The following is a 17,588-nucleotide window of genomic DNA, read 5'->3' as shown; positions in this document are numbered from 1 at the left end:
GATAGAATAGAAAATCAATCAGCTTATCGAAAGGAACATGATGAAAAAACAAATACTCCCTCTTTTCTTCACACTCTTGCTGTCTCTTCTTTTTCTATCAGCCTGTGTGCCGGATCTTAAGATCAACTTTAAAAAAGAACCAACAACTACCAGTTCAAAAAAGAAAACCTTTAAAAAAAGTAGCTCGAGTCGTTCTAGCCACCCGAGTCGTTCAACTAGTTCAAATAACTCAAGCAACTCCTCTAGCTCTCCTTCAACCACTACACAGCCCTCTTCTGACATCGTCACAACCGAAGGACTCCCTAAAAATGCTCAAGAAGCTCCAAAAGATAAGATTTATGCGACAGGGAATCTAAAAGTGGCCTACTCTAGAAATGGTGATAGTATTTTTGCCCAGACGCCAGATTATGAAGGATATACTCCTGCTCTTGTCCAAAAAATCCTTGGAAAGCCAGAGAAACAAATAACAGAACCTGCTTATATTGCCAAATCTTTTGAAAATACCGAATTAGAAAATATTAAAGATCTCTACCACAAGGGAAAAATCACAGGGGAACAAGCTCACGCCTTTGTAATGGGAGCTGTTGATCTCAAACAAACTTCTAAATTCGGAGTAGACCTCACCATTTACACCTATAAAAACAACACCATCCAACTGGTCTTTAAAAACGAGCAACTTCTCTATATTACACCGAATCCTGATGTTGTCTTCTTTAAATAATGAACATTCTCGCTTAAACAAGCGAGAATTTTTGTTTCACATGAAACAAAAAACTCCCAACACATTCTGTTGGGAGTTCCTGAAGATTAGTCCTCTTCATATTTTTTTGGATTATAGAACCACATTCCTAGCCCTGCAAAAAGAACAATGGTTATCAGAAGAAAGGCCACTTGATTCCCAATTTCTCCTGTCATCGAAATCGTTTGACGAAGACCAGAAACGGTATAACTCATTGGCAAGAATGGATGAATGGCTTGGAAAAAGCCATTTGTCAAAGCAAGAGGATAGGTTCCTGCACTAGAAGCCAATTGCAAGAGCAAGAGGATCAAGGAAAGGAATGCACCGATCTTTCTTTGCCATGTTGTCAAAGCAGTCACGATGGACATGAAGGCCACACTACCAATCACACAAAGGAAGAGCGTAGCCATTTCATGATTGGCTGATAAACCAATTAAGTGAACGGCACCATAGACCAAGACTCCTGCAATCACCGCAATCGTTCCATTGACCTCAAAGCGAGATTTAAACCATGCCCAGCGACTTTCAGGATGACGACCGGATGGTAATTTTGCAAAGATCATGTTGGTTGACAAGGCACAAACAAAGAGAGCTACCGAGATCATATAAGGAGCCATTCCGACACCATTCACAGGGGTATTGTCATGGTCTGTTTTAGACAAAGTGACAGGATCTGCTAAGGTTTTAGCGTTTTCTTTTTCAGTTGTAGCCACATTCAATTGTCCCTTAGCATCGTTTAATCCTTGACTCAAGGTTTGGCTTCCTGTTGCTAATTCACCTAAACCATTTGTCAATGCTTGGCCACCTGCTGCTAATTTGCTAGACCCATCTGAGATTTGATTTGCACCGTCGGCTAGTTTATCAGTCCCAGTCACCAATTGACTTGATTTTTCTGTCAACTGATTGACACCCGTGACAAGTTTGTTGACACCACCTGCCAATTCTGGAGTTTTGCTGTTCAATTGTCCTACACCGTCAGCTAATTTTCCAGCACCGGCAACCAATTCACCCGACTTACCTGTTAATTGAGTCGCGCCTGAAGCCAGTTGATTCATGCCTGATGTCAAGGCAGGCATCTTCCCATTTAACTCACCTAGACCAGAAGCTAATTGATTGCTTCCTGCAAGTAATTCTGATGATTTACTATCTAGTTGACCAATACCTGCTGCTAACTGACTAGCCCCATTTGTTAAAGTACTGCTATTCGTCTGAAGTTGGGTTGCCCCACTAGCAATTTTATCAACACCAGCTGTATAAGCGCCGACCCCTTGACTGATGGTTTGGCTAGCTGGCAACAATTGTCCACTAACTGCGGATTGGATCTTAGACAAGCCACTTGACAAGTCTGTCAAGGTTGAAGAAGCTGTCGGTAAAACTTGATTGGCTGCATTTTGCAGTTGTGTCAAGTTATTTCCTGTATTCAAACTACTTTGGATCGTTTGAATCGTAGTCAAGATCCCTTGAGCCGACGTTTCACTCGAGCTTGGGCTCGATGAGATTGCCGCATTGATTTCAGCTTGTTGGTCAGCTGTCATTGCTTGATAGGCTGCTGTCCCTTGTACACTTGCAAGGGCATTTGCACGATCTGCTTGGGCTGAAGCAAGGATCGCTTGGGCTGAATTCGCAATACTCGTCAATCCAGATGAAAGTTGACTGGTATCTACCGAAGCATTTTGAATCGCTGCATTTAATTGGTTCAAACCAGCTGCCAATTGATCAATCTGAGCGGATTGGCTTGTAGAAGCTTGTAGCTGACTTGATAATGTTTGAATACCTGATTCTAATTGGGAAACCCCATTTCGAAGAGTAGCGGATTGACTACTTAATTGACCTGCGCCCTCTGATAAAGTAGCAACTCCATTTGTATAGGTCACCAAACCATTTGAAAAGTTTGATAGGCCCGAATTCAATTGACGCACGCCATTGGTATAATTCCCAAGACCATCATTGAGGGTCCCCATACCGCTGGTTAATTGACCAACTCCTGAGGCCAACTGAGGGGTTTGACTCGCCATTTGATTGAGACCATTTCCTAATTGATCTACTCCGGTAGCGTAAGCCATCAAGCCTGTATGAAAAGTACCAAACCCATTATTTAATTGATTGACGCCAGATACCAAGTTTGGAAGTTGACCAGCCATTTGATTGAGACCATTTCCTAATTGACCAACACCATCTGTATAGGCTGCTAGACCTGTACGAAGAGTAGTCGCACCATCTGAAAATGCTAAGCTTGAACGAGCCAATGTATTCAAATTAGTAGATAGTGTTTGACCACCATCTTCCAATTTACTTGCACCATCTGCTAATTTAGCACTTCCATCTGCCGCTGTCCCCATACCAGTTTTAAGCGATCCCATTTTAGAAAATAAAGCTGTTGTATAAGTATTGGTCACTTTTTCAGCCACTGACTGCTTCATTTTTGTCATCGCAGTATCGCTCATTTTTCCTGCGATAAAACTATGACCACTGGACGTTTGGTAATCAATGGTCATCTGTTCTGGATGATTGGTTAGAATGGAGCTAGCCTTCTTTGAAAGATCCTCAGGCAGGGTTACAATCATATAATAATCGCCATTTTTGAGACCATCTTTCGCAGCTTTCTCATCTACAAAATGAAAATCAAGTGAGTCATTGTCCTTCAAATTGGACACCATGTCTTTCCCGATTTCCATTTTTTGTCCATTATATGTAGCAGATTGATCCTTATTGACAACCGCTACAGGAAGATCCGAAACCTGGCCATATGGATCCCACATGGAAGATAGAAAAATAATATTATAAAGAGCTGGAATCAACGCAACTCCAATCATGACAATGATAAATGTTGGCTTTTTAAGAATAGCCTTCCATTCTTTCATCATATTTTTGTCTCCTTTTTATACACATTGTCTAAATTTCTGATATAATAGATTATACAGTTTCTAGAAATTTTCACAAGTATAAAATCTTATTTTTAGACACTGTGTATAATTTTGTGCAAAAAGGATGAACAGATGACTGAGAGCAATAAACGATTAAAAACAAAACGAAATATTGAGGAGGCGATGGTTCGACTACTCGAAAAGGAATCATTCGACCAAATCACAACGGTTGAGCTAGCACAAGAATCCGGCATTAGTCGCTCTAGCTTTTATACCCACTATCGAGACAAGTACGACATGATCGAGCGCTACCAACAAGCACTCTTTCACAAGCTTGAATATATTTTTGATAAACACCAAGACGACAAGCGCCAAGCGATTACAGAAGTGTTCGAATTTCTAACCAAGGAGCCACTCTTTGCGGTTCTTCTGACAGAGAATGGAACAAAGGAGATCCAAACCTTCTTACGACATAAATTACAGATTCTTCTGGTTGATAGTCTGCAAGAGCGCTATAGTCATAAATCATTAACAGATATTGAAAGAGTCTACAGTTCTGTCTATCTGACCAATGCCTTCTTCGGAGTCTGTCAAATGTGGGTTTCGCGCGGAAAAAAAGAAAGCCCTCAACAAATGGCTGAATTTTTAATGAAAATGTTACGGTAACAGTCTCTCCTGATCGATCTAGATCAGGAGTTTTTTTATTAGCAGGTTTAGGTTTTAAGAAAACAAAAAACTGTCTCATGTAATGAAACAGCTTTAGGTAGCTTATAACTGAACAAACCCAGAAATCAACCCTTTAAGACAAAACAAAAAGCCCACTGTTGTGGGCTTTCTGTAAGGTATATCTTAAAATTAAAGCATCTTGTTATAGAATTCAACGACAAGTGCTTCGTTGATTTCTGGGTTGATTTCATCGCGTTCTGGAAGGCGAGTCAATGAACCTTCAAGTTTGTCAGCATCGAATGATACGAATGCTGGACGTCCAACTGTAGCTTCAACAGCTTCAAGGATAGCTGGAACTTTAGCTGATTTTTCGCGAACTGAGATCACTTGACCTGGAGTTACGCGGTATGAAGGGATATCAACGCGTTTTCCGTCAACAAGGATGTGACCGTGGTTAACGAATTGACGAGCTTGACGACGAGTAGTCGCAAGTCCAAGACGGTAAACAACGTTATCCAAACGACGTTCCAAAAGAAGCATGAAGTTGAAACCGACAGTTCCTTCTTTAATTTTAGTAGCTTGTACGAACAAGTTACGGAATTGTTTTTCACCAAGTCCGTAAGAGAAACGAAGTTTTTGTTTCTCAGCTAATTGCAAACCGTATTCTGACAATTTTGAACGGTTGTTTGGTCCGTGTTGACCTGGTACGTAGTTACGACGTGCCAATTCTTTACCTGTACCTGTAAGTGACAAGCCCAGACGGCGAGATTGTTTCCAAGATGGTCCTGTATAACGTGACATGTGAAATGTCCTCCTATAAAAATAATTTTTGTAGGAAATAACGTTTTAGACAAACCTGATTCGTTCAGAAAGCCTTCGCCCAAACAGCAAAGGTTACTTTTCTAGCTGACTTCCTGTTGACGAGCTTCATTTTGTCCTGCTGTCATTTCGCACAAACTCTATTCTATCACGGAATAGAAACTTTGTAAAGTCCTTCAAAACAATTTCAATGAAATTCAGCCAATAATTCTATGATTCGTTTTTTATATTGCAATTGTTGCCAGTCTCTATCCGTTGCTGGATCCCATTTTAAAGGAAGATCTGCAATAATTTCACCGGGATTATGATTCAAGATATAGATCCGGTCACTCAAAGTCAAAGCTTCTTCGATACTATGGGTGATCACTAGAGTGGTGAGACCAAGACGTTCCTTACTGTCTAGATACCAGTGATAAAGATCCTGCCTTGTCAATTCATCTAAGGCACTAAAAGCTTCATCTAATAGGAAGACAGAATGACCCAGAAGATAGGTTCTCAATAGCGCCACCCGTTGCCGCATCCCCCCACTCAGCGCATTGGGATAAAGGTTGGCGATACTTCCCAATTTAAATTCATCTAACAATTTTAGAGCTGTAGATGCCGCCTCTTCCTTAGGAACCTTTTTTAATTGAAGGGGAAGAATAATATTTCCCAATACTGTCTTATGTTCCAACAAAAGATCCTTTTGTAGCATATAGCTGACTTTCCCAAAGGAGATCGGAGCATTATCTACTTCTATGGTACCCTTTTGTAAGGGAAGGATCCCAGCAATTAAATTGAACAAGGTTGATTTCCCTACCCCACTCGGACCTAGAATAGAGACGATTTCTCCTTTTTGCACTTCTAGTGATACATTATTTAAAACTGCTTTATCTCCAAAAGAGAAACTTACATCTTTTACGGTTAAAATATCAGTCACCTACCAATTCGTTTGTGAAACCTTTGTCTTCTAAATCATTTGAAACCAATCCTTGCTCTTTTGCCCAAGCATAAAAAGCATTCCAACGTTTGGAGTCAAACTGTCCCCATTTATCCTTGTCTGAAGCATATTGACTGGAAAGATATTTTTGGGAAGCTAGTACAAAATCACGCTGATTAGCTAGGGCAGGGGCCTGTTTAATCAAGATATCCGCAGCTTCTTCTGGATGCTCTATAGCATATTGGTAGCCTTTTTTTACCGCTTGAATGAATTTTTTTGCTTCCTCTTTATGAGATTTCAAATAGTCATTGTTAGCAATAATAACAGGCGAATAGTAGTCAAATGCAGGAACAAAATCTTTCATATAGAAGAAATTGGTCTTCATTCCCTTTTGCTCAGCCAAAATTCCATCCCAACCGTGATAAATCCAAGCGGCATCAAAGACCTTATTTTCAATCGGAGTAATGGAATTTGAATCACTATTTGGAACCAATTTTACTTGATTAAAATCAGCCCCCTCTTTTTTCATCATCGATTTGATCATTTCCAACTCAATCGGATCATTCCAGGTACCATACTTCTTACCCACCAAATCTTTTGGACTTGTGATCTCTGCATCTTTTCTTGAAATAATCCCTGACGTATTGTGTTCGACGATAGCTGCAACAGCGGTAATACCCGCACCTTTATCCAATTTCTTGGCCATAGAATCTTGGAAATAAATACCAAATGGAGCTTTCCCATTGATAATCAAATCAGAACTACTGTCTTCCGGAGGAAGTTTTATATCTACATCCAGTCCTGCTTCTTTAAAGTACCCTTTTTCCTTTGCTACATAGAGACCCGTATGATTGGTATTCGGGGTCCAATCTAGAATAAAATCAATCTTTTTCAAACCACTTGACGATTGCTTGACAGAATTTTGACAAGCACTCAAGAAAACAAATCCCAATATTATTGAGAAAAATAAACCTATTGACTTTTTCATTAGCTATACCTCTTTTACATTTTTGTCAATTTAATTTTTACACCATTTACAAGTTTGTCAATCCTTTCTCCATTTTAGAATGTTTTTTTCTAATTGGTCAACGAGAAACATACCGAGTAAACTAATAGCAGAAATCAATACAATGATCGCAAACATCGTATCATACTGAAATAACTTCTTCGATTGGATCATATAGACCCCCAATCCATCAAAACCTCCTAACCATTCTGAAACGACTGTACTGATAAAAGCATAGGAAACGCTCACACGTAACCCTGCAAAAAAATAAGGAAGCGCTGCAGGAATTTTATAATGGACTAAGGTCTGAAAGCGATTGGCTTGCATAATCTGAAACAATCTCAGAATATCTTGATCGCAATGCCGAAAACCATCTAACAGACTGACTACGATGGGAAATACCACCGTAATAATGATCAAAACTAGTTTTGGAAGCATACCATAACCAAACCAAAGAACCAGGATAGGGGCCAAGGCAATCGTCGGAATGGTTTGAATAACAACCATAAAAGGATAGACCAGATCATTCACCCATTGAAAACTATCCATGAGAATCGCAAAGCCAGCAGCAAGAAGAACGCCTATAACAAGCCCGATCAAGGCCACTTGAAGAGTAGACAAACTGTGATGAATCAGGAGAGCTCGATCTCGTACAAAGGCATTCCCAATTTCAAGTGGCGTTGGTAATACAAATTTGGGGAGGATATTTAACAATCCTGCTAACTGCCATAAGACAAGAAGGCTACTAAAACCTGCAAATCCTATCAACTGTTTTGAATATCTTTTTACAAGAGACATCGTAACCTCCTTTCTCACAAATAAAAAACGCCTCCAAAATAGGAGACGGATTGCACAAGGTCACTCATAACGAAAAACACATTTCATTTGTTTCCTACGCTGGCATTACCCAGATCAGGTGCGGTCGAAGCTTACACTTCCTCTCAGACTGTACACAGACTCCCATATGTATTTATTATAATAACTGATTTAGACGATAAAAGCAAGAAATTAATCCAAATAACGAATTAAATTTTTCTCTGTTAAAATATCTGAATAGGTGTAAGACTCCACGTATGTATTGGCCGGTTCACCTGGTAAGCTATTGTCGTTCGTATACTCGATAATAAATAAAGAAGGATAGACCTCAATCAAGCGTCCAAATTTATTTTTTTGACGTTTCCGTCCATTTTCAAGCGTCATTTCAACCACTTGTCCTTCATGGGCCTTGATTTCTTCTTTAATTTTTTTCATTTTTGCAACATCTGTAAATGCATCACTCATCTTATTGATCCTCTCTCTTTGAAATACTTGAGAATTTATTGTATTCCTTTTGGAATATTAATTCGACTGTCCCACGCGCACCTGAACGGTTTTTCTCAATAATTACTTCAACCGTATTATTGGGCATTCCATCTTCTTCCTCTTCACCAGCTCGATCATAATAATCATCACGGTACAAGAAAGCAACAATATCCGCATCCTGCTCAATCGATCCAGATTCACGAATATCAGAAAGAACAGGGCGTTTGTCTTGGCGCTGTTCCACACCACGTGACAGCTGACTCAAAGCAATAACGGGAACTTTTAGTTCCTTAGCCAAAATCTTTAACTGACGAGAAATTTCTGAAACTTCCTGTTGACGGTTTTCTCTTCCAGTCCCTGTAATCAGCTGCAGGTAGTCAATCAGAATAAGACCGAGATTCCCTGTTTCCTGCGCTAATTTTCTTGCTCTCGAACGAATCTCAGTGATCCGAATTCCTGGGGTATCATCGATGTAAATACTCGCATTGGCCAAATTTCCTTGAGCAATGGCATATTTCCGCCATTCTTCATCCGTCAATTGACCTGTACGAATCGAATGGGATTCAATCAAGCCTTCAGCTGCTAACATCCGGTCAACCAAACTTTCAGCACCCATTTCTAATGAGAAAATAGCCACTGTCTTATCCAACTTTGTCCCGATATTTTGAGCAATATTTAGAGCAAAGGCTGTTTTCCCTACTGCAGGACGAGCCGCTAAAATAATCAACTCTTCCTCATGTAGCCCTGTCGTCATATGGTCCAAATCGCGATAGCCTGTCGCAATACCCGTGATATCAGAGGTTTGAAGCGAGCGGGCTTCTAAGCTACCAAAGTTACTATTCAAGATGTCTCGAATATTTTTAAATCCACTACGATTTGCGTTTTCACTAACATCAATCAGAGCTTTTTCAGCACCCGCGATGATTTCATCTGAAGGACTTGCACCATCATAAGCTTGATTAATACTTTCCGTCAATCGAGAGATCAACCGACGTAAGACAGCTTTTTCAGCAACAATCTTCGCGTAATACTCCGCGTTAGCTGAAGTTGGTACCGAATTAATGACTTCTACCAAATAAGAGAGTCCGCCAATATTTTGAAGATCCCCTTGATTATCTAAAATATTTCGAACAGTCGTCGCATCAATCGCATCCCCGCGCTCAGCTAGATCGATCATGGCTTTAAAAATCAAACGGTGCGAATACTTAAAGAAATCGCCAGGCTCGATATATTCACGAACAAAGACCAATTTCCCCTCATCAATAAAGATGGCTCCCAACACTGATTGCTCCGCTTGGATATCCTGAGGTTGTGTTCGTAATTCCTCTAACTCAGCCATAAAATAACCTTTCTATCGATCGTGTTTACCCTTCGTTTACACAAATATTAATCACACCTGTAACATCTTGATAAATTTTTACAGGAACGTCAATCAAACCTGTTGAACGAATTGGAGAGGAAACTTGGATATGACGTTTATCAATTTTAATGCCAAATTGTTTCTCAAGCTCTTCTGCAATCTTTTTATTGGTAATAGAGCCGAAAGTACGGCCATCTGGCCCAATTTTTTCAGTGAATTGAACAACAGTTGCTTCTTCTTCTAATTTTGTTTTAATCTTTTGCGCTTCCGCTAACAATTCAGCATGCGCTTTTTCTTCTGACTTTTGCTTTCCACGAAGTTCACCGATTGCTTGGGCATTGGCTTCTTTCGCAAGATTTTTCTTGATCAAAAAGTTTTGTGCATAACCAGTAGGCACTTCTTTAATTTCGCCTTTTTTACCTTTACCTTTTACATCCGCTAAGAAAATAACTTTCATTCTACATTCTCCTTTTCCATAGTTACTTCGCTTTCAATAGTCTCAATCAGTTGTTGACGAATACTCATCAAATCTTGACCCTCAATTTGAGAGGCCGCCGAGTTGAAATGACCTCCTCCACCAAGCTGTTCCATGATACGCTGTACATTGACTTTGCTTCGACTTCGTGCAGAAATTGAGACAGTTCCACTTTGATTACAAGCAATGACAAAGGTTGCTTCCACCTCAGACATGGCAAGCATACTATCAGCAGCCTTACTAATGGTTACTGAATCATAGGCTTTAGTTGTATTAGCACAAGCTACGATGATATGCGGAAAAATCTTTTCACCAGTCAAGATCAGTTCGTTCACTTCGCGGTACTCATCAAACTGAATAGCAGAGATCTCCTGGATGGCTACACTATCACTACCTCTTGAACGAAGGTAACTCGCCACATCAAAGGTCCGACTTGTAACACGAGTGGAGAAGTTCTTAGTATCCAGCATGATTCCAGCCATCAAGACACTAGCTTGAATCTTCGTCAACCGATTTTTCTTCGACTTCTGGAACTGAATCAGTTCACTAACCAATTCGCTCGCACTACTTGCTCCACTTTCAATATAGGTGATCAGAACATTTTCAGGGAAATCATCATCCCGACGGTGATGGTCAATGACAATAATCTGTTGAAATTCCTGATAAAACTCTTTTGAAAGAGTCAAGGCTGTCTTAGAATGGTCAACCATAATTAACAAAGAGCGATCCGTCACCATTTGCATGGCTTCCTCTAGGGTAAGGATTTTCGTTACCTGCTCTTCTTCTAGTTTCGCAATTGCTCTTGAAATATCACTAGCCATTGCATGCGGGTCATAAACCACATAAGAGGAAGCCAAAATATTGCTAGAGAAAAACTGCATTCCTACAGACGCTCCTAAAGCATCCATATCCAAGTTTCTATGTCCAACAATGAAGACTTGATCAACGGATTTAATCTTATCCGAAATAGCTGTCATCATAGCGCGTGTGCGAGTCCGAGTCCGCTTCACAGCCGAAGCTGTTCCCCCACCAAAGAAAATAGGGTTTTTCTGTTCATCGTTTTCTTTGACTACTGCTTGATCCCCACCACGAACTTCCGCAAGGTTTAGGTTCAAGAGAGCCACTTTACCAATCTCATCATGCTCTCCATCACCGTACGAGAATCCCATACTTAAGGTAATAGGTAGCTCACGATTTTTAGCTTCTTCACGGAATTGATCGATGACTGAAAATTTTGATTCCATCAACTGTTCTAAGACCGTGTAGTCTGTAAACAAATAGAAACGATCCATCCCCACACGTCTGTAAAACATATGGTAATGAGCTGTAAACTCTTCTACAAAGTTGGCAATAAAACTATTGATATTACTAATATCAGAGTCTGAAATGACATCTTCTAGATCATCATAGTTATCAACAGAAATAATACCGATAACAGGACGAGTTGTCACCAATCCCACAGTTGCTTCATACTCACTTGAAACATCAAAAAAGTAAACAACACTAGACGTCTGATCAAAGTAAACAGAATATTTCTTATCGGCTACAGTGACATAATGACCTTTATCCTCAAATAGAGTATTGAGTAACTTTTTCAATGATTCAACATCAAAGTCCCCATCATCTGTTGAAAAAATCAATTCAGCATAAGGGTTGAACCACTCTACTTCATTTGACTCTTCATTAATTTTGATAACTCCAACAGGCATTTTATCAAGGAGGGATGCTAATCCGCTTTCTGCCTGATGATTAACATATTGTATTTGTTCTAATTCATCTAACTCTGAAATTTGTAACTGGTATTCAAATAAAGCAATCAATCCAGCTAAGACTAAAAAAATTGCAACGAGAGTTACATAGCCTTTGCCAAAGATTCTTAAAAAAATTGCTAAAATTGCAAATGAAATAAAACCAATTAATACATAATGGATGAACGATAAACGAAATTTTTTCATCATAAACCTCTTCTCGGAATTATACCATAAATAGAGGTAAAAAGCGAGGTTTCTCTCTATATTACAGAGAAGAAAGACCCGTAAAAACTCTTCCTCAACTTCACTACTTTGTAAACATCATTTACAACAGTGTAAATAGCAACAACAGATTTCAATCTATAAAATTGAGGCTGAAACATCATCTCAGCCCCATTTGATTAGTGGTTTGCTTTGTTTTTGGAGATGCTCCGCGATTTACCTTCCAAGTAAACCATTAAAATAGAGATATCCGCTGGATTGACACCTGAGATACGACTTGCTTGACCAATCGTTTCTGGATTAATTAATTTAAATTTTTGACGCGCTTCGGTTGCAATAGAGTCAATATCATCCCAGTCAATATTCGCAGGAATTCGTTTTTCTTCCATACGCTTCATTTTTTCGACTTGGTCCATTGCTTTTGAAATATAGCCTTCATATTTAATTTCAGTTTCAATCAATTCAATGATTTTATCATCCAGTTCTTCAGCTGCAGGACCGATAAATTCTACCACATCTTGGTAAGAGACTTCTGGTCGTCTCAAGAATTCTTTAGCAGTGACAGCATCTGTCAATGGTTTAAAGCCTATTGCAGCAACCTTCTCATTGGTTTCCTTTACAGGCTTTAACTTAATGCTATCTAAACGCTTCATCTCGTTTTCAAACTGATACTTCTTAGTTTCGAAACGTTGCCAACGTTCATCATCTACCAATCCAATTGCTCGTCCCATTTCTGTCAAGCGCATATCGGCATTATCATGACGCAAAATCAAACGGTATTCTGCACGGCTTGTTAACAAACGATACGGTTCGATCGTTCCCTTTGTTACCAAATCATCGATCATGACTCCAATATAACCATCACTGCGTTTCAAAATGAGTTCTGGTTTTCCTTGGATTTTTAGAGCCGCATTGATCCCTGCAATAATTCCTTGACCAGCAGCCTCCTCATAGCCAGACGTTCCATTGGTTTGGCCAGCTGTAAAGAGACCTGAAATTTTCTTGGTTTCCAAAGTTGCGCGCAATTGATGAGGCAAAACCATATCATACTCAATCGCATAACCCGTTCGCATCATTTCTGCCTTCTCAAGTCCCTTAATAGAATGGACGAGATCCCGTTGAACATCCTCTGGTAAACTCGTTGACAGCCCTTGAACATAGACTTCTTCTGTATTTCGCCCCTCAGGTTCTAAGAATAGTTGATGACGTTCTTTGTCAGCAAAACGGACAATTTTATCCTCAATGGACGGACAATAGCGAGGACCCACTCCCTTTACAACCCCCGTAAACATAGGTGCTCGGTGTAAATTATTCTGGATAATTTCATGGCTATGCCCATTCGTATAAGTCAACCAACAAGGAACCTGATCCTTTACATAATCTTCATCACGCGATGTATAAGAAAAATGATTTGGAGCTTCATCTCCAGGTTGAATTTCCGTTTCGTCATAGTTAATTGACGATGCCTTTACACGAGGTGGCGTCCCTGTTTTGAAACGTCCAATTTCTAATCCTAGCTGTTTGAGATTATCAGCCAAATTGATAGAAGCTAGACTATGATTAGGTCCTGACGAATACTTGAGATCTCCAATGATAATTTCTCCGCGTAAAGCTGTCCCAGTAGTGACAATAACAGCCTTTGCCCCATACTCTTGGTGAGTGGCAGTCCTTACACCAACAACCTTACCATTCTCCACCAAAATCTCATCAATCATAGTTTGGCGAAGAGTTAAATTTTCTTGGTTTTCAACCGTTTTCCGCATTTCTTTTGAGTAAAGTTCTTTATCTGCTTGAGCCCGAAGTGCACGAACCGCAGGACCTTTACCAGTATTGAGCATTTTCATTTGGATGTAGGTCTTGTCGATATTCTTCGCCATTTCTCCACCGAGGGCATCGACTTCACGCACGACAATCCCCTTAGCAGAACCACCAATAGAGGGATTACAAGGCATAAAAGCCAGCATTTCAATGTTAATAGTCGCAAGTAAGACCTTACAACCCATACGGCTAGCAGCTAGAGAGGCTTCTACTCCCGCATGCCCCGCACCGATTACAATGATATCGTATTCTTCTATAAAGTTATTATTCATTCTATTTCTCCTATTTCTCAAGATGGATGTGTCGTAATTTTCCGTCCCAGTCTGGTAGGGCTGATTTTAAAAAAGCCGGTTTCAGGTCGACAGTATGTAAATCATCTAAAGCAATCCAACGACAAGGTAATTGCTTTGTATCTTCCTGCATGACCAAAGGTGCATCTTCTAGCAAGTCCACTAAATAATGAAATTCAATGTTATGGTAGTGGATTCCAGCTTGTTCAAAGTGATTTTCAACCACGAAAGCTAACGGACCTGCTGTAGATGTGACACCAAGTTCCTCTTTGACTTCCCGAACCACCGCATCTTCTGTAGTTTCATTGACTTGAATAGCACCTCCGATTGTATAACAGCCGTCCTCATCTTCTATGACGAACAAGCGGTTATCTTTTACAATCAAAGCAGTCGCTCTCACACCAAAAACAGTAGAACCTATTTTCGTCCGAAAATCCTGTTGCTTCATTTTACTTCCTTTCGAAATCACACAAAAATAGTCAAAACTCTGAGAAGTGCAGGACAAAAAAGCCTGCAACATCCATGAGCTTTGACCATCATTTCTATTGCTTTTATTATTGTAGCAAATTGAGAAAATTTGTCAATCTAAATATACTGACAAACTTTTCCATCCCGATAAGCATTGTCAATCAAGCCACCGCCTAGACACTCTTCACCGTCGTAAAAAACAACAGCTTGTCCTGGTGTAATGGCTCGTTGAGGTTCTGCAAAAATCACTTCTGCCTTGTCACCTTTAACGTGTACAGTCACCTTGGAATCCGGTTGACGGTAGCGGAACTTAGCTGTACACTCTAATGTAAACTCTTCTGGCATATCTCGTGTAAAGTGAACTTGACTAGCCTGTAAACTTGTTGACATCAATGCTTCATGGTAGAAGCCTTGACCGACATAAAGAATATTTTGACTGAGGTCTTTACCAACTACAAACCATGGAGCATTGTCTCCACCTTGTTGGCCACCAATTCCAAGTCCACCCCGTTGACCGATTGTGTAATACATCAAACCAGCATGTTCGCCCATATCTCGTCCATCGATGGTCATCATTCGACCTGGTTGGGCAGGAAGGTAGTTCCCTAGAAATTCTTTGAAATTCTTTTCTCCAATAAAGCAAATTCCAGTTGAGTCTTTCTTTTTAGCTGTTGCCAATCCAGCTTCTTCAGCTAGACGGCGGACCTCAGGCTTTTCCAAATATCCCAATGGGAACATGGTTTTTTGAAGTTGTTCTTGTGACAGTTGGCTTAAGAAATAAGTTTGGTCCTTACCGTTGTCAACGCCACGTAACATATGAACAATGCCGTCCTCATCACGCGCCACGCGCGCATAGTGCCCTGTCGCTACATAATCGGCACCGAGTGTCATGGCATAATCTAAGAAGGCCTTAAATTTGATTTCCTTATTACACATGACATCCGGATTTGGTGTTCGACCAGCTCGGTATTCGGCAAGAAAATATTCAAAGACACGATCCCAGTATTCTTTCTCAAAGTTGACAGAATAGTAAGGAATGCCAATTTGGTCTGCAACCGCTGCTACATCTTTGTAATCTTCTGTAGCTGTACAGACGCCATTTTCGTCTGTGTCGTCCCAGTTTTTCATGAAGATGCCGATGACATCGTAACCCTGTTGCTTTAATAATAAAGCTGTTACAGATGAATCCACACCACCACTCATACCAACGACAACACGTGTTTTCGAGTTATCACTCATAGATTTCTCCCATCTTTTCGTTTCTCACGATTGAAGGTCGTGGTTTGCTTCAACGATTGAAGGTCGTTTTGAGCAGTTACCATTTTAACACGCTTTATATTAGAAAACAAGCATCTTACTATTCTTTTTGTTGATCAGGATCGATGGGTTTACAGGTCTGTAAATATAAAAAGAGTCCTATTCAAGAACTCTTTTCATACGAATTTAATACCATCCATTTGCCAACCAGAAATTTTTAGCTGCTGACCATGATCCATAACGGCTGACAACATATTGATTGGCCACTTTTTCTTGGTTTGCAGGTGATAAATCACCATTCAAATAAGTGATAGTCAATTGGTAACGACCATAATATTGGCCATTTTGTGCTGTATAACTACCACTTGACTCTTTTTGGGCAATCCATTCCTTAGCAGCTGCATCTTCCGCACTCAAGCCATCTGAAGCAGAGACAGTAGTTGTTGCTTGTGTAGTATCAGTTTTACTAGCAGGAGCTTGCTCCGTGGTTTTCTGCGTTGTATTTGCATCTTCAATCTCAAGAACTTGACCAACTGAGATGAGATTCACGTTACTAATCTTATTTTTCTTAGCAATTGCATTAACCGTTGTGTTCTTCTCTTTAGCAATAGCTGATAAAGTATCACCTGATTTTACAGTATAAGAATCTGCATGCGCTACAATTGGAAGGAAAAGGCCTGCAAGTAAACTAAGTCCAATAATTCGTTTCATCATTTGTTTTTTATTCATTATTCTGTACTCCTTTATTGGTATACCTCTATACTACACAAGAAATATTTCATATTTATTGAAATAATGTGTCAAATATTTCAGTCAGATGTTAGAAATACTAAAATTCCAGGATAATATAAATGCTTTAAGCCCCCTTTAAGATTTCTCAGATATTTCGGGAAAAATAGAAGAAATCATCAGCCATATCTGATATAATGAAGTAAAGTGATCACAAAGGAGCAGAGCATGAACTCTTTAAAATTCCAATCAGTTTTTGATATTATTGGACCTGTGATGATTGGCCCATCCAGTAGTCACACTGCAGGTGCTGTTCGAATTGGTAAAATTGTTTCTTCTATATTTGGAGAGGAGCCAAAAGAAGTTGAGTTTCAATTATTTAATTCCTTCGCCAAAACCTATCGTGGTCATGGAACAGATTTAGCCTTAGTAGCGGGCATCTTAGGAATGGACACAGATGATCCTAGAATCCCAGATAGTCTAAAAATTGCACATGAACGAGGTATTCGGATTGTTTGGTCTATTCAAAAAGAAAGCAATGCTCCTCACCCAAACACAACGACTATTACTGTAAAAAATGACCATAAAACGATTTCTGTCACTGGAATCTCAATTGGGGGTGGGAACATACAGGTTACTGAATTAAATGGCTTTGCCATCTCGCTAAATATGAATACTCCAACCATTATCATTGTTCACCAAGACGTCCCTGGAATGATCGCTCATGTGACAGAAGCTCTTTCTCGCTATGATATTAATATTGCACAAATGAATGTGACGCGGGAAAAAGCTGGAGAAAAAGCGATTATGATTATAGAAGTTGACTCCAGGAGTTGTGAAGCAGCTATCGAAGATATCCGTAAAATCCCTCATCTTCATAATGTCAACTTTTTCAAATAAGGA

Annotated in this window: 16 protein-coding genes; 3 read left to right on the top strand and 13 right to left on the bottom strand. The window is 39.8% G+C overall.

The window, feature by feature from the left end; genetic code table 11:
- Nucleotides 1–40: 40 nt before the first annotated feature.
- Nucleotides 41–721, top strand: a complete 681-nt coding sequence (locus SM121_RS02415) for a DUF4947 domain-containing protein (RefSeq protein WP_320911065.1) — start codon at nucleotides 41–43, stop codon at nucleotides 719–721.
- Between the two features lie 86 nt (nucleotides 722–807).
- Here SM121_RS02415 and SM121_RS02410 read toward each other — a convergent pair whose 3' ends face one another.
- Nucleotides 808–3,603 carry a YhgE/Pip domain-containing protein gene (locus tag SM121_RS02410; protein WP_320911064.1) on the bottom strand — a complete coding sequence of 932 codons (2,796 nt, stop codon included), beginning with the start codon at nucleotides 3,601–3,603 and terminating at the stop codon, nucleotides 808–810.
- Nucleotides 3,604–3,735: 132 nt separating this feature from the next.
- Here SM121_RS02410 and SM121_RS02405 point away from each other — a divergent pair, with 132 nt between their 5' ends.
- Entirely contained in the window at nucleotides 3,736–4,269 is a 534-nt protein-coding gene (locus SM121_RS02405; RefSeq protein ID WP_003001962.1) for a TetR/AcrR family transcriptional regulator, read from the top strand.
- Between the two features lie 189 nt (nucleotides 4,270–4,458).
- Here SM121_RS02405 and rpsD read toward each other — a convergent pair whose 3' ends face one another.
- The 12 genes from rpsD to apf all read right to left on the bottom strand — a co-directional run bounded on the left by rpsD (nucleotide 4,459) and on the right by apf (nucleotide 16,685).
- On the bottom strand, nucleotides 4,459–5,070 hold the full coding sequence (gene rpsD, locus SM121_RS02400; RefSeq protein WP_320911063.1) for a 30S ribosomal protein S4: 612 nt from the start codon (nucleotides 5,068–5,070) through the stop codon (nucleotides 4,459–4,461).
- A gap of 205 nt (nucleotides 5,071–5,275) precedes the next feature.
- A complete protein-coding gene (locus SM121_RS02395; protein WP_003012800.1) occupies nucleotides 5,276–6,007 on the bottom strand; it encodes an ABC transporter ATP-binding protein in 732 nt (243 codons plus the stop codon).
- Nucleotides 6,000–6,995, bottom strand: coding sequence for an ABC transporter substrate-binding protein (locus tag SM121_RS02390; RefSeq protein ID WP_320911062.1), 996 nt, complete (start codon nucleotides 6,993–6,995; stop codon nucleotides 6,000–6,002). Before SM121_RS02390 ends, SM121_RS02395 begins: the two co-directional genes overlap by 8 nt.
- Nucleotides 6,996–7,052: 57 nt before the next feature.
- Nucleotides 7,053–7,811 carry an ABC transporter permease gene (locus SM121_RS02385; protein WP_320911061.1) on the bottom strand — a complete coding sequence of 253 codons (759 nt, stop codon included), beginning with the start codon at nucleotides 7,809–7,811 and terminating at the stop codon, nucleotides 7,053–7,055.
- A 210-nt stretch (nucleotides 7,812–8,021) separates the two neighbouring features.
- Nucleotides 8,022–8,294 (bottom strand): Veg family protein, encoded by a 273-nt coding sequence (locus tag SM121_RS02380; protein ID WP_003009183.1) that lies wholly within the window; start codon nucleotides 8,292–8,294, stop codon nucleotides 8,022–8,024.
- A gap of 1 nt (nucleotide 8,295) precedes the next feature.
- Nucleotides 8,296–9,654 (bottom strand): replicative DNA helicase, encoded by a 1,359-nt coding sequence (gene dnaB / locus SM121_RS02375; protein ID WP_320911060.1) that lies wholly within the window; start codon nucleotides 9,652–9,654, stop codon nucleotides 8,296–8,298.
- Nucleotides 9,655–9,679: 25 nt separating this feature from the next.
- A complete protein-coding gene (rplI, locus tag SM121_RS02370) occupies nucleotides 9,680–10,132 on the bottom strand; it encodes a 50S ribosomal protein L9 (RefSeq protein WP_320911059.1) in 453 nt (150 codons plus the stop codon).
- The gene (locus tag SM121_RS02365; protein WP_050807265.1) at nucleotides 10,129–12,105 is read right to left on the bottom strand and encodes a DHH family phosphoesterase; all 1,977 of its coding nucleotides are present in this window, start codon (nucleotides 12,103–12,105) and stop codon (nucleotides 10,129–10,131) included. The genes rplI and SM121_RS02365 overlap by 4 nt, the downstream gene beginning before the upstream one ends.
- A gap of 197 nt (nucleotides 12,106–12,302) precedes the next feature.
- A complete protein-coding gene (gene mnmG / locus SM121_RS02360) occupies nucleotides 12,303–14,213 on the bottom strand; it encodes a tRNA uridine-5-carboxymethylaminomethyl(34) synthesis enzyme MnmG (protein WP_320911058.1) in 1,911 nt (636 codons plus the stop codon).
- A 10-nt stretch (nucleotides 14,214–14,223) separates the two neighbouring features.
- Nucleotides 14,224–14,679 (bottom strand): NUDIX hydrolase, encoded by a 456-nt coding sequence (locus tag SM121_RS02355; protein ID WP_320911057.1) that lies wholly within the window; start codon nucleotides 14,677–14,679, stop codon nucleotides 14,224–14,226.
- Nucleotides 14,680–14,816: 137 nt separating this feature from the next.
- Nucleotides 14,817–15,938: a tRNA 2-thiouridine(34) synthase MnmA gene (mnmA, locus tag SM121_RS02350; RefSeq protein WP_003012790.1), complete on the bottom strand. Its 1,122-nt coding sequence runs from the start codon at nucleotides 15,936–15,938 to the stop codon at nucleotides 14,817–14,819.
- A gap of 204 nt (nucleotides 15,939–16,142) precedes the next feature.
- Nucleotides 16,143–16,685, bottom strand: coding sequence for an aggregation-promoting factor (apf, locus tag SM121_RS02345; RefSeq protein ID WP_320911056.1), 543 nt, complete (start codon nucleotides 16,683–16,685; stop codon nucleotides 16,143–16,145).
- 228 nt (nucleotides 16,686–16,913) lie between these two features.
- On the opposite strand from apf, the gene sdaAB reads away from it, so the two are divergent.
- Nucleotides 16,914–17,585 (top strand): L-serine ammonia-lyase, iron-sulfur-dependent subunit beta, encoded by a 672-nt coding sequence (gene sdaAB, locus SM121_RS02340; protein WP_003002135.1) that lies wholly within the window; start codon nucleotides 16,914–16,916, stop codon nucleotides 17,583–17,585.
- The last annotated feature ends 3 nt before the right edge of the window (nucleotides 17,586–17,588 follow it).

The organism is Streptococcus sp. S1, from assembly GCF_034137685.1.
GTDB lineage: Bacteria > Bacillota > Bacilli > Lactobacillales > Streptococcaceae > Streptococcus > Streptococcus dentalis.
The sequence above is the reverse complement of the archived record's forward strand: the minus strand, read 5'-3'. Positions and strand labels throughout refer to the sequence as shown.